At 71.6% G+C, this 16,252-nt stretch carries 15 protein-coding genes; 9 read left to right on the top strand and 6 right to left on the bottom strand.

Annotated features, from left to right (window positions below; translation table 11 throughout):
- Nucleotides 1–2 precede the first annotated feature (2 nt).
- The 3 genes from OP04_RS02830 to OP04_RS02820 are packed head-to-tail and all read left to right on the top strand — an operon-like array spanning nt 3 to nt 3,034.
- Complete coding sequence (locus OP04_RS02830) at nt 3–1,124, top strand: DegT/DnrJ/EryC1/StrS family aminotransferase (RefSeq protein WP_033337750.1); 1,122 nt, start codon at nt 3–5, stop codon at nt 1,122–1,124.
- A 30-nt stretch (nt 1,125–1,154) separates the two neighbouring features.
- Nucleotides 1,155–2,396 carry a class I SAM-dependent methyltransferase gene (locus OP04_RS02825; RefSeq protein ID WP_033337749.1) on the top strand — a complete coding sequence of 414 codons (1,242 nt, stop codon included), beginning with the start codon at nt 1,155–1,157 and terminating at the stop codon, nt 2,394–2,396.
- Entirely contained in the window at nt 2,357–3,034 is a 678-nt protein-coding gene (locus tag OP04_RS02820) for a dTDP-4-dehydrorhamnose 3,5-epimerase family protein (protein WP_085066159.1), read from the top strand. The genes OP04_RS02825 and OP04_RS02820 overlap by 40 nt, the downstream gene beginning before the upstream one ends.
- On the opposite strand, the gene OP04_RS02815 is transcribed toward OP04_RS02820, so the two are convergent.
- Both OP04_RS02815 and OP04_RS02810 read right to left on the bottom strand, forming a co-directional pair.
- The gene (locus tag OP04_RS02815) at nt 2,957–3,967 is read right to left on the bottom strand and encodes an NAD-dependent epimerase/dehydratase family protein (RefSeq protein ID WP_051796983.1); all 1,011 of its coding nucleotides are present in this window, start codon (nt 3,965–3,967) and stop codon (nt 2,957–2,959) included. The genes OP04_RS02820 and OP04_RS02815 overlap by 78 nt on opposite strands.
- Complete coding sequence (locus tag OP04_RS02810) at nt 3,964–4,884, bottom strand: putative sugar O-methyltransferase (RefSeq protein WP_033337747.1); 921 nt, start codon at nt 4,882–4,884, stop codon at nt 3,964–3,966. The genes OP04_RS02815 and OP04_RS02810 overlap by 4 nt, the downstream gene beginning before the upstream one ends.
- A gap of 365 nt (nt 4,885–5,249) precedes the next feature.
- Between OP04_RS02810 and OP04_RS02805 the strand changes: the two genes are divergently transcribed.
- Entirely contained in the window at nt 5,250–6,434 is a 1,185-nt protein-coding gene (locus OP04_RS02805) for a hypothetical protein (RefSeq protein WP_051796982.1), read from the top strand.
- A gap of 7 nt (nt 6,435–6,441) precedes the next feature.
- Nucleotides 6,442–7,461, top strand: a complete 1,020-nt coding sequence (locus tag OP04_RS02800) for a glycosyltransferase (protein ID WP_033337746.1) — start codon at nt 6,442–6,444, stop codon at nt 7,459–7,461.
- A 174-nt stretch (nt 7,462–7,635) separates the two neighbouring features.
- On the opposite strand, the gene OP04_RS02795 is transcribed toward OP04_RS02800, so the two are convergent.
- Genes OP04_RS02795 through OP04_RS02780 form a run of 4 tightly spaced genes read right to left on the bottom strand, consistent with a single transcriptional unit; the run spans nt 7,636 to nt 11,624 of the window.
- Nucleotides 7,636–8,688, bottom strand: a complete 1,053-nt coding sequence (locus tag OP04_RS02795; protein WP_157239152.1) for a glycosyltransferase family protein — start codon at nt 8,686–8,688, stop codon at nt 7,636–7,638.
- The gene (locus OP04_RS02790; protein ID WP_033338080.1) at nt 8,685–9,698 is read right to left on the bottom strand and encodes a glycosyltransferase family 2 protein; all 1,014 of its coding nucleotides are present in this window, start codon (nt 9,696–9,698) and stop codon (nt 8,685–8,687) included. The genes OP04_RS02795 and OP04_RS02790 overlap by 4 nt, the downstream gene beginning before the upstream one ends.
- Nucleotides 9,699–9,718: 20 nt before the next feature.
- A complete protein-coding gene (locus OP04_RS02785; protein WP_033337745.1) occupies nt 9,719–10,684 on the bottom strand; it encodes an alpha-ketoacid dehydrogenase subunit beta in 966 nt (321 codons plus the stop codon).
- Between the two features lie 4 nt (nt 10,685–10,688).
- Entirely contained in the window at nt 10,689–11,624 is a 936-nt protein-coding gene (locus OP04_RS02780) for a thiamine pyrophosphate-dependent dehydrogenase E1 component subunit alpha (protein ID WP_051796981.1), read from the bottom strand.
- A 249-nt stretch (nt 11,625–11,873) separates the two neighbouring features.
- On the opposite strand from OP04_RS02780, the gene OP04_RS02775 reads away from it, so the two are divergent.
- The 4 genes from OP04_RS02775 to OP04_RS02760 are packed head-to-tail and all read left to right on the top strand — an operon-like array spanning nt 11,874 to nt 16,226.
- Entirely contained in the window at nt 11,874–13,322 is a 1,449-nt protein-coding gene (locus OP04_RS02775) for an NAD(P)/FAD-dependent oxidoreductase (protein WP_033337743.1), read from the top strand.
- Nucleotides 13,319–14,053: an FkbM family methyltransferase gene (locus OP04_RS02770; protein WP_232323441.1), complete on the top strand. Its 735-nt coding sequence runs from the start codon at nt 13,319–13,321 to the stop codon at nt 14,051–14,053. The genes OP04_RS02775 and OP04_RS02770 overlap by 4 nt, the downstream gene beginning before the upstream one ends.
- Nucleotides 14,050–14,991 (top strand): phytanoyl-CoA dioxygenase family protein, encoded by a 942-nt coding sequence (locus OP04_RS02765; RefSeq protein ID WP_033337742.1) that lies wholly within the window; start codon nt 14,050–14,052, stop codon nt 14,989–14,991. Before OP04_RS02770 ends, OP04_RS02765 begins: the two co-directional genes overlap by 4 nt.
- Complete coding sequence (locus OP04_RS02760) at nt 14,985–16,226, top strand: twitch domain-containing radical SAM protein (RefSeq protein WP_085066158.1); 1,242 nt, start codon at nt 14,985–14,987, stop codon at nt 16,224–16,226. The genes OP04_RS02765 and OP04_RS02760 overlap by 7 nt, the downstream gene beginning before the upstream one ends.
- Nucleotides 16,227–16,252 lie beyond the last annotated feature (26 nt).

The following is a 16,252-nucleotide window of genomic DNA, read 5'->3' as shown; positions in this document are numbered from 1 at the left end:
ACATGACCATCCGAGTGTGGGACTATCTGCCGGAGTACGAAAAGGAGCGGTCCGACCTGCTCGACGCGGTGGAGACGGTCTTCGAGTCCGGCAACCTGGTGCTCGGGCGCAGCGTGCGGGGCTTCGAGATCGAGTTCGCCGAGTACCACGGCGTGCCGCACTGCGTCACGGTGGACAACGGGACGAACGCGATCAAGCTCGCGCTGCAGGCGCTGGGCGTCGGGCCGGGCGACGAGGTGATCACGGTGGCGAACACCGCGGCGCCGACGGTGCTCGCGATCGACGCGGTCGGCGCCACCCCGGTCTTCGTGGACGTCCGCGCGGACGACTATCTGATGGACACCGACCGGGTGGCCGACGCGATCACGCCCGCGACCAGGGCGCTGCTCCCGGTCCACCTGTACGGGCAGTGCGTGGAGATGGCGCCGCTGGAACGGCTTGCCCGCGAGCACGGGCTGCTGGTGCTGGAGGACTGTGCGCAGTCGCACGGTGCGCGGCACCGGGGGCGGCCGGCCGGGACGATGGGCGACGCGGCCGCGTTCTCCTTCTACCCGACCAAGGTGCTCGGTGCGTACGGCGACGGCGGTGCGGTGCTCACCCGCGGCGAGGCCGTGGACCGGGAGCTGCGCCAGCTGCGCTACTACGGCATGGAGGACGTCTACTACGTCGTGCAGACGCCCGGCCACAACAGCCGGCTGGACGAGGTGCAGGCCGAGATCCTCCGGCGCAAGCTGGGCCGTCTCGACGAGTACATCGCCGGGCGCCGGGCGGTGGCCGAGCGCTACGCCGCCGGGCTGGCCGACGTGGCGGCCGCGACCGGGCTGTCGCTGCCCTCGACCACCGCCGGCAACGACCACGTCTACTACCTCTACGTCGTCCGCCACCCCCGGCGGGACACCATCATGGCGCAGCTGAACCGGCGCGGAATCACACTCAACATCAGCTACCCGTGGCCGGTGCACACCATGACCGGCTTCGCGAAGCTCGGCTACGCCGCCGGATCGCTGCCGGTCACCGAACGGCTGGCCGGCGAGATTTTCTCCCTGCCGATGTACCCGTCGCTGCCGATCGACGTGCAGGACACGGTGATCAGCGCGTTGCGCGACGTACTCACGGCACTCTGAGCCCACCGGCAGCACTGGAGGAGAACAACGATGACCAACCCAGTACGGCCACGGGGCACCTGCCGGGTCTGCGGCGGCACCGTCCTGCAGTTCCTGGATCTCGGCCGGCAACCGCTGTCCGACCGGTTCCGGACCGGGTCGGAGACCGAGCTGGAGTACTTCTTCCGTCTCGAGGTCGGCGCCTGCGAGGCCTGCACCATGGTGCAGCTGATGCACGAGGTCCCCCGGGAGCACATGTTCCACGAGGACTATCCGTACTACTCGTCCGGCTCCGCGGTTATGCAGAAGCACTTCGCGGACACCGCACGGTGGCTGCTGGAGACGGAGGCCACCGGCCCGGACCCGTTCGTGGTCGAGATCGGCTGCAACGACGGGGTGATGCTGCGGACCGTCCACGAGGCCGGCGTCCGGCACCTGGGCTTCGAACCGTCGGGCAAGGTCGCGGAGGCCGCCCGCGCGTCCGGCCTGCGGGTACGCGGCGACTTCTTCGAGGAGTCCACCGCGCGCGCGGTCCGGGACACCGACGGCCCGGCCGATGTGATCTACGCGGCGAACACCATCTGTCACATCCCCTACCTGGACTCGATCCTGCGGGGCGTGGACGCGCTGCTGGCACCGGGCGGCGTCTTCGTCTTCGAGGACCCGTACCTGGGCGACATCCTGGCGAAGACCTCGTTCGACCAGATCTACGACGAGCACTTCTTCCTCTTCTCGGCGCGTTCCGTCCAGGCGATGGCCGCGTCGTCCGGGTTCGAGCTGGTCGACGTGGAGCGGCTGCCCGTGCACGGCGGCGAGGTCCGGTACACGCTGGCCCGCGCGGGGGCGCGCCGCCCGGCGGACCGCGTCGCCGCGCTGATCGCCGAGGAGGACGCGGCCGGGGTCGCCACGCTCGCCCGGCTGGACCGGTTCGCCACCGAGGTCGGCCGGATCCGCGACGACCTGCGGGCGCTGCTCGAACGGCTACGGGCGGAGGGCCGGCGGGTGGCCGGGTACGGCGCGACCGCGAAAAGCGCGACCGTGACGAACCTCTGCGGCCTCGGCCCGGACCTGGTGCCCTGCGTCTACGACACGACGCCGGCCAAGCAGGGCCGGCTGACCCCCGGCACGCACATCCCGGTGCGGCCGGCCGACGAGTTCCCGGCCGCCGCGGTGGACTACGCGCTGCTCTTCGCCTGGAACCACGCCGAGGAGATCATGGCGAAAGAGCAGGCGTTCCGCCAGGCCGGCGGGGCATGGATCCTGTACGTCCCAGACGTGCACGTGCGGAATTGAGCGCGCCCGTGCACACCGTAGCGGAGTTGGCCGTCGAAGGGGCCTACGTCTTCACCCCGCACGTCTTCCCGGACGCGCGGGGGGTCTTCCTCTCGCCGTACCTGGACACGACGTTCATCGAGGCGCTCGGGTACCCGCTGTTCCCGGTCGCACAGACCAGTTACAGCGTCTCCCGCCGGGGCGTCGTCCGAGGGCTGCACTACACCACGACCCCGCCGGGCTCGGCCAAGTTCGTCTCCTGCCCGCACGGCAGCGTGCTCGACCTGGTGCTGGACGTCCGGGTCGGCTCGCCCACCTTCGGCCGCTGGGACAGCGTGGTGCTCGACTCCCGGGACTTCAGATCGGTGTACCTACCGACCGGGGTGGCGCACATGTTCGTGGCGCTGGAGGACGACACGGTGATGTCGTACATCCTCTCCACGGAGTACGTGTTCGAGAACGAGCGGGCGCTGTCCCCGCTCGACCCCGCGCTCGGCCTGCCCGTTCCGGAGGACATCGAGCCGATCCTGTCCGAGCGGGACCGGACCGCGGTCACCTTCGCCCAGGCGCGGGCGGCCGGCCTACTCCCCCGGTACGAAGCCTGCACCGAGATCGAGGCCAGATCCTGCCCGGCCAAGCTCCCGCACGGTGCGGCGTAGCCCCTCAGGCAGGCTCACCCGGGGACGCCAGCCGGTCACGGCGGTGAAGGCGGACGCGTCGACCACCATGCTGTGGAAGTCGCTCGGCCGGGCGGCGGCCGGCGGCGGCACGGAGACGACCGGCACCGGCGGACGCCCGGTCGCCGCGGCGACCAGCGCGGCGATCGTCCGGAACAGGTCACCGACCGGTTCGCCGTGCCGGTCGCCCAGCGGCCAGTGTCGGCCGGAGAGGGTGTCCGCGTGGCCGATCGCAGCGACGAACGCATCCGCCACGTCGTCCACGTGCAGCAGTTCCCGCCGTACCGTGCCGTCGTGCCACATGGTCAGCGGCTCACCGGCGAACGCGCGGCGGATCATGGTCGACACGACGCCGCGGTCGGCGCCGCCGCCCGGCCGGGCAGCCCCGAAGACCGTGGGCAGGCGCAGCGTGACCCCGCGTACCACGCCGTCGGCGGTGGCCCGGTCGAGCAGCGCCTCGGCGACCAGCTTCTGCCGGTCGTACACGGTCTCCGGCCGGTCGGGCTCGGTACCGTCGACCGGCAGCCGACGCGGCCGGCCCACCTGCGACGCCGAGCCGGCGAAGACGACCACGGGCGCGTCGCTCCGGGCCCGCGCCGCCGCATCGGCCAGGTCACGGACCACACCCACGATCACCCGCTCGGCCGCGCCGTTGCCGTCCGCGCCCCGCCACCCGGACGTGTCGAGCACCAGGTTGATCACGGCGTGCGCGCCGTCCACCGCGGCGGCGACCTCGCCCTCCCGGGTGAGATCCGCGGTGACCACCTCGAACCCCGCGACCCCGGCGGCCGGGACCGCGGCGGGCCGACGGGAGACCGCGCGGACCGTCACCGGCCGGTCGGCCAGCGCGGCCAGCACGGCAGAACCCACGAACCCCGCGGCGCCGAGCACCGCGATCAGCGGCCGGTCCGTCATCGTCCGGAGGACCCTGACCGGTAGAGCGCCTGCCAGTAGAAGCTCCACGGCACGGTCCTGGCGTCTGCGATCGGCGTCCAGCCGGGGGCGGGACGGTAGGCGTCGAGGAACCGGCGGGACTGCGCCGCCACGGCACGGTTGTCGTGGATGTCCACGATGTCGCGCAGCAGGCCGGTCCGCAACGCCAGCTCGACCACCTCGCTGCCCTGGGAGTGCCCGTCCAGACTCCGGTCCAGGTACTTGCCGACCGGGTTGTTGACGTAGAGATGGTCGGCGTGAGCGGCGATCAGGTCCAGGTAGGCGCGCACCGTGCCGGGCGTCATCTCCGCGAACGAGTCGATGTTGACGGCCAGGTCGAAGCGGAGTGCGCGCAGGGCCCCGCCGTCCTCCGCCTCCGCCACGTCGTGGAAGTGCACCCGGTCGAGCTGCTCCGGGAGGAGCACCGCGCCGAGGTACCGGCGGGCCAGGTCGAGCGAGTTCTCCAGGTCGACGATGTGGTACGCGGCGAGGTCGTGGTTGGACAACATCGCGTGGCAGGTCCGGCCGTAGCCGGCTCCGATCTCCAGCACGCGCGCACCGCCGAGCGCCAGCCGGCTCTCGACGAACTCCAGCTCCAGCACGGCCTGCAGGTAGTCCAGGCAGACCGCCTCGCCGTCGTAGGTGATCGAGAACGGGTCGCCGACGTCGCGGCGGGCGATCCGGCGCAGCCGTGCCCAGTTCTCCGGGCTCAGACCGGCGGCGAGGTTGAAGATCAGCGTCTTCAGGTAGCGCACGCCGTTGACCCGCGGGTCCCAGAGCGCCAGTTTGAAGTTGACGTCGCCGGACTTGAAGCCGGCCAGATCGGCGACGGCCTCCTTGGTGACCTGGGTGTCGTTGTAGCGCTCCCAGAGCGGGCTGCGGCCGTACCTCTGGCTCATCTGCTCCCCTGCCGTCTCGACATCGGTCGATCGTCACCGTACCGGCAGAGGGTTGGGGCTTCGCCTAGATTCCGGCCGGGCGGCGGCCGCGGACCGGCGAGCTGTGGGGAAAATACTAGTCCGCTGCCGCGGGCGGCTCGATAGTGTCGCTGACGGGTGCGGCACGGCGCGATTCCCCGTGCGTGCGGCGGGTTCGGCCGGCACGGCTCCGCAGACCCGGCCGATCACCCCGCAATACCGGACGACGCGGACTCCTGGACCGTCGGCGCACGCCGAGACGAACCCCCGACCCGTCAGCCAGCTAAGGAGACAAGCATGCCGACGTTCGCCGCACGCATCCGTGGCGCGCACCCGCGGAGGGCCGCATGACGGACCCGTTCGTCCGGCGTCTGATCGCCGCGGCCGGCGGACCCGGCTCCGGCGCGCTGCTCGCCGGCGAGGACCCGGGTGCCGTCGTGGCCACGGCCCTGGCCGAGGTGGCCGGACGCACGACCCTCCACCCGGGACCACGGACGCCGGTGACCGTCATGTTCGAGGTCGACGTCCCGGCCGGCGGGCAGGTGCCGTATCTGGTGACGGCCGGCCCGAACGGCTCCCGGGCCCGGCCGGGCCGGATCGACGATCCGTGGGTGCACGTCCGGTACGACCTCGAGGCGCTCGTCCGGGACGTGTTCGGTCCGGCCGGGCCGTGGACCGGCAGCGGCCGCGAGGTGACCGTGAAGGACGAGCCCGGCCCGGTGGAGTACAAGCCCGACGATCCGTGGATGGTGCAGCGGGACGAGGCGACCCGGGCGGCTCACCAGGTGCTCGCGGCCTGCGAGCCGTACCGTGGCGACCTGACCTCGCTGGCGTTGCTGTTCGGCTCGGACAAGTGGGGCGGGCACTGGTACACGCCGCACTACGAGCGGCACCTGGGCGGCTTCCGCGACCAGCCGGTCACCGTGCTGGAGATCGGCATCGGCGGCTACCACGAACCGGACGCCGGCGGGGCCTCGCTGCGCATGTGGAAGCACTACTTCAGCCGCGGCCTGGTGTACGGGCTCGACGTCTACGACAAGTCGGTGCTGGACGAGCCGCGGCTCGCCACGGTCCGTGGCGACCAGGCCGATCCGGAGTTCCTGGACGGCCTGGCCCGGCGGTACGGCCCGTTCGACATCGTGATCGACGACGGCAGCCACGTCAGCAGCCACGTGATCACCGCGTTCCAGGCGCTCTTCCCGCACGTGCGCGCGGGCGGCATGTACGTCGTCGAGGACCTGCACACGTCGTACTGGCCGGAGTGGGGCGGGAACGGCACCGACCTGGCCGACCCCGCCACGTCGGTGGGCTTCCTGAAGACGCTCGTCGACGGCCTGCACCACCGCGACCGCATCCACGAGCACGCCCACCACCCGTCGTACGCGGACCGGCACGTCACCGGGCTGCATCTCTACCACAATCTCGCGTTCGTCGAGAAGGGCAGCAACACGGAGCAGGCGAACGCCGCGTGGCGGCCGCGGCACGATCCGATGGGCGATCTGCCGGCACCCCACCGCGGCACGGAAGAATGAGGGACACATGCGCGTCGCACTGGTGACCATGGCGCTGCGGCTGCCGACCGACCAGAGCCGCTGGATCACGGTCCCGCCGCAAGGGTACGCCGGCATCCACTGGGTGGTGTCCAACCAGTTGGACGGCCTGCTGGCGCTCGGCCACGAGGTATCCCTGCTCGGCGGGCCGGGCACCATCCCGGCCTCACCCGCGGTCACCGTGGTCGACGCCGGGGAGATCGAGGACATGCACGCCTGGCTGAACGGCCCCGGCGCCTCCACGGTCGACATCGTGCACGACTTCTCCTGCGGGCAGATCGACCCGGACCGGCTCCCCGAGGGCCTGGCGTACCTGTCCACCCACCACCTGACCGGCCGGCCGAAGTACCCGCGCAACTGTGTGTACGCCTCCTACGCGCAGCGTGCCCAGGCCGGGAACGAGGTCGCTCCGGTGGTGCGCATCTCGGTGAACCCGGCGCGGTACACGTTCCGCGCCGAGAAGGACGACTACCTGCTCTACCTCGGCCGGATCTCGGAGTGGAAGGGCGCCTACGAGGCCGCTGCCTTCGCCGCCGCCGCCGGGCGTCGGCTCGTCGTGGCGGGACCGTCCTGGGAGGAGGACTACCTGGCCCGGATCCTGCGGGACTTCGGGGACACCGTCGACGTCGTCGGCGAGGTGGGTGCGGAACGGCGGCTCGACCTGATCTCCCGGGCCACCGCCATGGTGGTGCTGTCGCAGAGCACGATGGGGCCGTGGGGCGTGGTCTGGTGCGAGCCCGGCTCGACCGTGGTGTCGGAGGCCGCGGCCTGCGGTACGCCCGTCATCGGCTCGCCCAACGGCTGCCTGGCCGAGATCGTGCCGCACGTCGGCACCGTCGTGCCCGAGGGCTCGGCGTTCACCCGTGAGCAGGCCCTCGGCGTGGTGGCCGGGCTGCCCGCGCCGCACGCGGTCCGGGCCGCAGCGCTGGAGCAGTGGGACCACGTCGTGCTGGCCAAGGAGTTCGAGGCGATCTACCACGACGTGCTCGCCGGCCGCACCTGGACGTGACGGGCCACCGGGGCACCCCGGCCGGGGTGCCCCGGTTCCGCGCGTCGGTGATCGTGGGCGGGGCCGGTGGCACCGGCCCGCGGCTGGTGCCGCGCCTCCGAGGTCGGGGCGTCCCTCACGTCGTTCCATCGACGTGAGGGACGCCCCGATCACCGGCAGGTGCCGGTAAACGCCCTAGCCGAAGAAGGCCAGCAGGTCCCGCAGTACCTGGGGGTAGCTGTACCGTGCCCGCACCCGGTCCTGGATCCGGCCGACGATCCCGGCGTACCGGTCGAAGTCCGTGATCAGGCGGGCCAGGGTCGCGGACTGGTCCACGCCGAGCAGCAGGTGCTCGCTCTCGTCGCCGTAGACCTCGGCGAGGAACTCCGCGTCGGCGGACAGCACCGGCAGGCTGCCGGACGCCAGCGTCTCGAACATGCGCGGCGTCAGCAGGCTCGTGCCCGCGACCAGCGGACGGACCAGGATCGGCGAGATCAGCGACCGGCCCATCTCCGGGACGACCTGTCCGAACGGCACCGGCGGGCAGACCTCGACGCCGCGCTCGGCCAGCCAGCCCGGCTCGTTCGCGGTCGCGTCCTCGAATCCGGGAGAGACGGTGCCGCCGTCCCAGAAACGTCCGCAGACCCGGAAGCGCGGTACCGGGTCCAGCATCGCCGCCGCCTCCACCAGCTCGGCCAGCGGCTTCCACCGCCACCAGTTGCTGCCGATGTACTGCAGGTCGTAGTCCCGTTCCGGGCCGAGTTCCAACGGGCGCCGCACGGTCTCCGGCATGCCGTAGCACTGGAAGAACTCCACGCCCGGCGGCATCTTGCCGGCGATCCTCGGCTGCAGCACCAGATCGCTCAGCGCGCCGTACAGCGTGCGCCAGCTCTCGGCGGTGTACCGTCCCGCGGTGCCGTCCACCCCCAGCTCCGGCTGCTCGTCCGCGCCGTGCAGATCGAAGTCGATAACCAGGCGGCGAGACCGGGGAAACGTGCCGGCCAGCTCGATCTGCTCCGGTGTCAGGAACTGCCGGGCCTCGAACATGACCACCAGATGCGTGCCCCAGCCCGGATCCGGCTCGACCGGAAGCAGGCGGGGCACCTCGCCGTCCATCCGGGACAGCGGGCCGCTGATCCGGACCTCGCAGCCGGCCTCGCCGGCGGCCCGGACATAGCCGGCCACGGTGTGACTGAATCCGGCGTTCCAGTGGAAGTTGCCGGAGATCAGGACGCGGGGGCCGGTCATGACACCACCTCCGCTCGTACGGCCGGGCGGGCCGCACGCAGGCCGCGATGGCGCTGCCGGCGTGCCACGATCGTCGGTGCCTGGCCGGCCAGCCAGCGCAGCGCCGCCACGGTCTCCCGGGCCCCGGTCATCGGCGGGATCCGTCCGACCACGCTCCGGCCGCGCAGGTCCGCCACCAGCCAGCGGGTGGCGAGGCGGGCCGCCTTGACCGGGCTCCAGTCCACGTCGGTGAGCAGGCAGTAGTAGCGGTTGCGCCGCATGTGCACCCGGGTGTATGTGCTGCGCGTGGCCGCGCCGCCACCGCCGTGGTGCTGGATGCCCTCGTCGAGCAGCAGCGCGACCCGCCAGCCCGCCCACCGGGCCCGCCGGCACAGGTCCACCTCCTCGTAGTAGGTGTGGAAGACCTCGTCCAGGATGCCGGTCGCGTGCAGCGTCGCCGCGCGTGCGAACAGGGCTGCCCCCTGGACGTAGGCGTGCTCCAACGTCCGGGGGGCGCGGCCGGCCGGACTGCCGGCGGGGGACGGATGATCCAGCCGGTCGCCCGCGAATGCGTGCTGCTCGCCCAGCCACAGCGCGGTGCTGGTCCAGTCGTTGAACTCGCGCAGCTCGGTCGAGCCGGGGTCGTAGCGGTACTGCAGCGGGCCGATGATGCCGTACTCCGGCCACCGCTCCGCGAACTCGACCATCGCCCGGATCAGCCGGGGCGGGACCCAGGTGTCCGGGTTGACGAGGAAGATGTAGTCCGCGCCGTCAGCGAGCGCGGCCCGGATGCCCACGTTGTTGGCGCCGGTGAACCCGAGGTTCGCCGGGTTGCGGGTGATCCGCACGCCGGGGAACTCCCCGGCGACCATCTCCGCGCCGCCGTCCGTCGAGGCGTTGTCGACCAGATGCACGTCCAGGTCGAAGCCCTCGGTGTCGCTGCCTGTCAGCGCCGCGAAGCAGCGGCGCAGCCAGCCGGACTCGTTGGTGGTCACCGTGATCGTCGCCACTCGGGGGCGTTCCGCTGTCATCGCGTCCACTCCCGCCGCGGCTACCGCAGCACCGCACGGATCGCGCCGGCGAGCCCGCGCCCGTCAGGCAGCAGCGCGTGGTCCAGGTTCAGCGCGTACGGGATCACCGCCCCGTCCGGCCGGGAGAGTCGTACCGGCGGCACCGTCAGACCGAACTCCTCGACCGCGGTCGCCACAATCTCGGCCCCGAAACCGCACATCCTGTTCGAGTCGTCGATCACCACCAGCCGGCCGGTCCGGGTGATCGACTTGCCGAGCGTCTCCCAGTCGACCGGATAGACCGTGCGCGGGTCGATGACCTCGACCGACGCCTCCCCTGCCATCCCTTCGGCGACCTGGAGCGCGACCGGGACCAGGTGCCCGACCGCGACCACGGTGACGTCCGTACCCTCGCGGCACACCCGGGCGCTGCCCAGCGGCACGGCCTCGAGGTCATCGTCGTCGATCTCCTCCGAGGCGCCCATCAGCAGCGTCGGCGCGAACACGGCGACCGGGTCCGGCTCCCGGATCGCGGACAGCAGCAAGCCGTAGGCATCGCTCGGCGTTGACGGCACCGCGGTCTTGATGCCCACGTGCGCGAGCAGGCTGTACGGATGGTCGGAGTGCTGCCCGGCCATGCCGGACCGGGACCCGGATCCGGGGAAGAGGTAGGTGACCGGGACCGCGGCCTGACCACCGGTCATCAGCGAGAACTTGTGCGCCTGGTTCGCGATCTGCTCGAACACCAGGTAGAGCAGCGACGGGATCTGGAACTCCACGACCGGCCGCTGACCGGCGATCGCGGCCCCGGTGGCCAGGCTGGTGAACGCCTGCTCGGACAGCGGCATGTCCACGACCCGATCGGTGCCGTACACCGCGGCCAGGCCCTTGGTGAGGCCGGTGATGCCCTGGCTCACGTCCTCGCCGAGGACGCACACCCGCTCGTCACGGGCCATCTCGTCGCGCAGCGCCCGGTTCACGGCCGCAACGTAGGAAAGGCTGGGCATCTGCTCACGCTCCCGGTCGCGCCGGCACCAGGCCGGCGTAGAGGTAGTCCAGGGCATCGCCCGGGTCGGACCCCGGGCTGGAACTGGCGAACGCCTCCGCCTCGGCGATCAGCACGGCGATCTCGGTGTCGACCTCGGCGGCGGCCTCCGGCGTGAGCCGGTCTCGCTGCCGGGTCAGCGGGTCGCGTGACCACGCGCCGGCCACCTCGTCGTCGTCGCGGTACTTGGTGCCCATCAGGTGTTCCACGGTGTGGTGACCGTGGAACCGGTAGGTCGCACACTCGAGGAAGTGCGGTCCCGCACCGGCCCGGCAGGCGTCCACCGCCCGGCCGGCCGCCTCCGCCACGGCCTCCACGTCCATCCCGTCCACCGCCTCCGCGGTCAGGCCGAAGCCGGCCGCGCGGGTCACCGGGTCGCCGGCCAGGCCGCGATCGACCGGCAGGCTGGTGGCGTAGCCGTTGTTCTCGCAGACGAAGAGCACCGGCAGCGACCACAGCGCGGCCATGTTGAAGGCCTCCAGGACCACGCCCTGGCTGAGTGCGCCGTCGCCGAAGAACGCCACGGCCACCCGGTCGTCCCGTCCCGCGCGCCGGGCCGCCCAGGCCGCACCCACCGCGATCGGCGCGCCCGCGCCCACGATCCCGTTGGCGCCGTAGATGCCCAGGCTCACGTCGGCGGCGTGCATCGATCCGCCGCGCCCTCGGTTCAGGCCGGTGCTGGCGCCGTACAGCTCGGCCAGCGCCCGCGCCGGGTCCGCGCCCTTGGCGAGCACGTGCCCGTGCCCGCGGTGGGTGCTGGTGATGACGTCGTCCGCCCGCAGGCACGCGCTGACGCCGACCGCGACGGCCTCCTGCCCGATATAGGGATGGATGCCACCGACGATCGTCCCGGCGAGGGCCTTCTCGAGGCAGTGCTCCTCGAACTCTCGGATCAGGCGCATCTGTCGGTAGAGGTGACGGGATCGATCCGGCGCGGTCGTCACAGGCACGCCCCTTCTTCGCCAGCGCGGACGGGAACCTCGTCGACTGTAGGGCGGCACGACCCGGGAAAACCCCAGTCATGACCGCGTCCGCACGGCCTGTCTAGCGCTCCCACTAGACCATCACCGGATTCGTTGAATGCCCTTTTTGATCCGCCGTACGGTGAGGTTCGCCAATGTCACGACAGAGTCACCATCGATGGGAGCCTCATGGTCAGCACTGTATTGGTCATCGGTGGTGGTCCCGCTGGTTCGACCGCCGCGGCGCTGCTCGCGCGTGCAGGGCTGTCGGTCACCCTCCTGGAGAAGGAGACCTTCCCCCGGTACCACATCGGCGAATCCATCGCCTCCTCGTGCCGGACCATCGTCGACTTCGTCGGCGCCCTGGAGGAGATCGACGCCCGCGGCTACACCGAGAAGAACGGTGTGCTGCTGCGGTGGGGCAAAGAGGACTGGGCCATCGACTGGACCGAGATCTTCGGCCCCGGCGTGCGGTCCTGGCAGGTGGACCGGGACGACTTCGACCAGGTGCTGCTGACCAACGCCGCCAAGCAGGGCGCCACCGTGATCGAGGGTGCCGAGGTCAAGCGGGTGCTCTTCGACGGCGACCGCGCGGTGGGCGCGGAGTGGACCGAGCCCCGCACCGGCGAGCGGCAGACCGGCACGTTCGACTTCGTGGTGGACGCGTCCGGCCGGGCCGGCCTGATCCCGGCGCGGCACTTCAAGCACCGGCGGTCCAACGACACCTTCAAGAACGTCGCCATCTGGGGCTACTGGGACGGCGGGGAGCTGCTGCCCAGCTCGCCTCAGGGCGGGATCAACGTGATCGGCGCGCCGGACGGCTGGTACTGGGTGATCCCGCTGCGCGACAACCGCTTCAGCGTGGGGTTCGTCTGCCACCAGACACGGTTCCTGGAGCGCCGTAAGGGGCACGAGTCCCTGGAGGCCATGCTGGCCGCGCTGGTCGAGGAGTCCCCGACCGTGCGTGACCTGATGGCGAGCGGGACGTATCAGCCGGGCGTCCGCGTCGAGCAGGACTTCTCGTACGTCTCCGACAGCTTCTGCGGCCCCGGCTACTTCGCCGCGGGCGACAGCGCGTGCTTCCTGGACCCGCTGCTGTCGACCGGCGTGCACCTGGCGTTCTACAGTGGCCTGCTCGCGTCCGCGTCGATCCTGGCGATCATCAACGGGGACGTCACCGAGGAGCAGGCCGCAGGGTTCTACGAGACGCTCTACCGGAACGCCTTCGAGCGACTGTTCACGCTGGTCGCGGCCGTCTACCAGCAGCAGGCCGGCAAGGCCAACTACTTCGCCCTGGCCGACCGGCTGGTCGGCGAGAGCGAGAGCGGGACCGGTTACGAGCGGGTTGACGGCGCCAAGGCGTTCGCCCAGCTGATCGCCGGGCTCGCGGACGTCGGGGACGCCATGGCCGGCCGCAACGTACCGCCGCAGATGCCGAGGTCCGACGAGGGCAACTCGGTCGGCCAGCTGTTCGTCGCGGCCGAGCAGGCCCGCCGGATGGCGGAGGCCGGCGTCCCGAAAGCACCGGTCAGCGAGGCTCTCAACAGGGTCGACGGCATGGAGCTGTTCGACCCGGAGACCGGCCTGTACCTGATGACGAACCCCCGGCTCGGCATCGGACGGACCCGGTCGGCGTGAGCGAGCAGCAGCTGGCCGACGCCACCCGGCGCAACGACGACTACGACCGGCTCACCGTCGAGATCATCGAGCGGGTCTGCGGGCCGGCCGCGGTCACCGTCGATCTCGGCGCGGGCGTCGGCGAGATCACCCGGCACCTGGTGCGGGTGGCGCCCCGCGGCACCCACTTCGCGGTGGAGCCGCTGCCCGCTCTCGCGGACGAGCTGGCGGCCCGGCTGCCGTCGGTCACCCTGGTCAGGGCGGCGGCCGCCGACACCTCGGGACCGCGGGCCTTCGTGCACGTCGTGTCCAACCCCGGCTACAGCGGCCTGCGGCGGCGCCCGTATGACCGGCCGGACGAGAACCTGCGCGAGATCACCGTGGAGACGGTACGCCTGGACGACGTCGTCCCCGCGGATCTGGGTGTCGACCTGATCAAGATCGACGTGGAGGGCGGCGAGGTCGTGGCCCTGCGCGGTGCGGCCGGCCTGCTGCGGCGCGACGGGCCGGTGATCGTTTTCGAGCACGGCGGCGACCCGGTCATGCGCGAGTACGGCACCACCACGGACGACCTGTGGTCGCTGCTGGTCGACGACCTGGGATACCGGGTGTTCACACTGCCGGCCTGGCTGGCCGGCGAGCCCGCGCTGGACCGTGCCGCGCTCACCGCGGCGCTGCAGCGGGACTGGTACTTCGTCGCGGACCGCCCCGCCGGATCCACGACCGACGAACAGAAGGGTTCCGACCGATGAACTCCGTCACCGAGACGCCCGTCGCGGCCCGGGTCGCGGTGTGCGACATCCGGCACACCGGCCTGTTGCCCGAGCACGTCACCGCGTTCCGCCGGCAGGGTGTGCTGGCCGTGCGCGGGCTGCTCACCCCGCAGGAGCTGGCCGACGTCCAGGAGGCCGGCCGCACGCTCATCGACCAGGCGTGGTCGGCCCGCTCCCTGGACGACACCGTCTGGACCCTGGAGCCCGACCAGCCGGGCGCCGCGCCGGTGCGGATCGAGTACGTGGTGGACAAGTCCCGGCAGATCGCGATGCTGGCCGGTCACCCGCTCCTCCTGCAGATCATGGAGCAGCTGGTCGGCCCCAACCTGATCCCGACCTGGGACAGCATGGTGTTCAAGACGCCGGCCGGCGCGCCGCGGCTCCCCTGGCACCGCGACGCCGGACTGTACGACCACGCGGTCGGCGTCACCGGCATGGGCCGGGTCATCGACGCCGGCATTTACCTCGACCCCGCCCCCGAGGACAACTGCGTCTGGTGCATCCCGGAGTCGAACTACTGGGATGACCAGCGGGTCACCGCGACCGCCGACCGCCTCAATGCCACCGAGTGGGACACCACCGGCGCGATCCCGGCCGTGATGCAGCCGGGGGACCTGCTGCTGCACAACATCCTCACCCTGCACGGTGCCCCCGCGGTGGTCGGGAAACAGCGCCGGGTCATCTACTTCGAGTACCGGCCGGCCGAGGTGGAGTGGCAGCTGGGCCCGCACACCGAGGACTACATCGGCCTCAAGCAGCAGGTGCTGCGCACCTGCGTCCGCATGCGGGCGGACGACCCGCGGTTCGCGGACGAGGAGCCGTTCGACTACCGGCCCGCCGAGACGCTCCGGCGCTGGCCCGACCGGCCGGAGATCGACACGCTGCGGTTCGCGCACACGGACCACTGGCGATGGTGAGCGACGAGCGGGACCCGGTGGGCGACCGGTCCGGCCGGCACGGGCCTCCGGCCGAGTCGGCCGCGCAGACCGCCTGCGTACTCCCGTGGATCCATCTCTGCGCCTCCATCGACGGCGTCTACGGCCGGTGCTGCGTCGACGACTCGATGTACCACAACGCGCTCTACGACGAGCGCGAGGAGCCGGTGTTCGCGCTGAACGACGACGCGATCGGCTGCTCGCCCGGTTCTCGGTACGCCAAGGACAACCCGGACCGGGTGATGGGTCTGGAGGCGGCGTTCAACAGCCCGAACATGAAGCGGACCCGGCTCGCCATGCTGAACGGCGAGCGCGTGGCCGCCTGCCAGTACTGCTACTTCCGCGAGGACCACGGCGCCCAGTCCTACCGGCAGAACGTCAACCGCCGGTTCACGCAGGAGTTCGACCTGGAGGCGCTGGCCGCCCGCACCGCGGCGGACGGCTCCGTCGAGGAGTTCCCGTTCTTCCTCGACATCCGGTTCGGCAACACCTGCAACCTGCGGTGCGTCATGTGCACATACCCGGTGAGCTCGTCCTGGGGCGCCAAACAGCGCCCGAAGTGGTCGTCCGCGGTGATCGACCCCTACCGCGCGGACGAGGAGCTGTGGGCCGCGCTCCGGGAGAACGCGCACCTGATCCGCCGGCTCTACTTCGCCGGCGGCGAGCCGTTCCTGCAACCCGGCCACTTCGCCATGCTCGAACTGCTGGTGGAGACCGGGAACGCGGGCAACGTCGACATCGCGTACAACTCGAACCTGACCGTCTCCCCGGAACGGGCGATGAAGCTCTTCCCGCACTTCAAGAGCGTCGGGATCGGGGCCTCCTGCGACGGCGTCGGCGAGGTCTTCGAGTACATCCGGACCGGCGGCAAATGGGCCGACTTCGTGGCCAACCTGCGCCTGCTCCGGACCGAGGTGGACATCTGGCTCCAGGTGTCGCCGCAGCGGCACAACCTGTGGGACCTGCGCAACGTGCTCGAGTTCGCGCGCGCCGAGGGCCTGGAGGTGGACCTGGCCAACGTCGTGCAGTGGCCGGCGGACTTCTCCGTGGCCAACCTGCCAGCCGACGAGAAGGCGCGCGCGACCGAGGAGCTGACCGATCTGATCACCTGGTGTGCCGAGCTGGGCTGGGACAAGCCCGCGGGGCACCTCGGCGCGCTGCGCTCGTTCATGAACTCGCTCGACCCGGTCAGCCTCGTTGACGAAGGGGCGTCCTGACCGGCCGTCCGCGGTACGCGCCGGCG

It is taken from the genome of Catenuloplanes japonicus (genome assembly GCF_000717135.1).
Lineage (GTDB): Bacteria > Actinomycetota > Actinomycetes > Mycobacteriales > Micromonosporaceae > Catenuloplanes > Catenuloplanes japonicus.
This window is presented reverse-complemented; position numbering and strand designations above follow the sequence as displayed.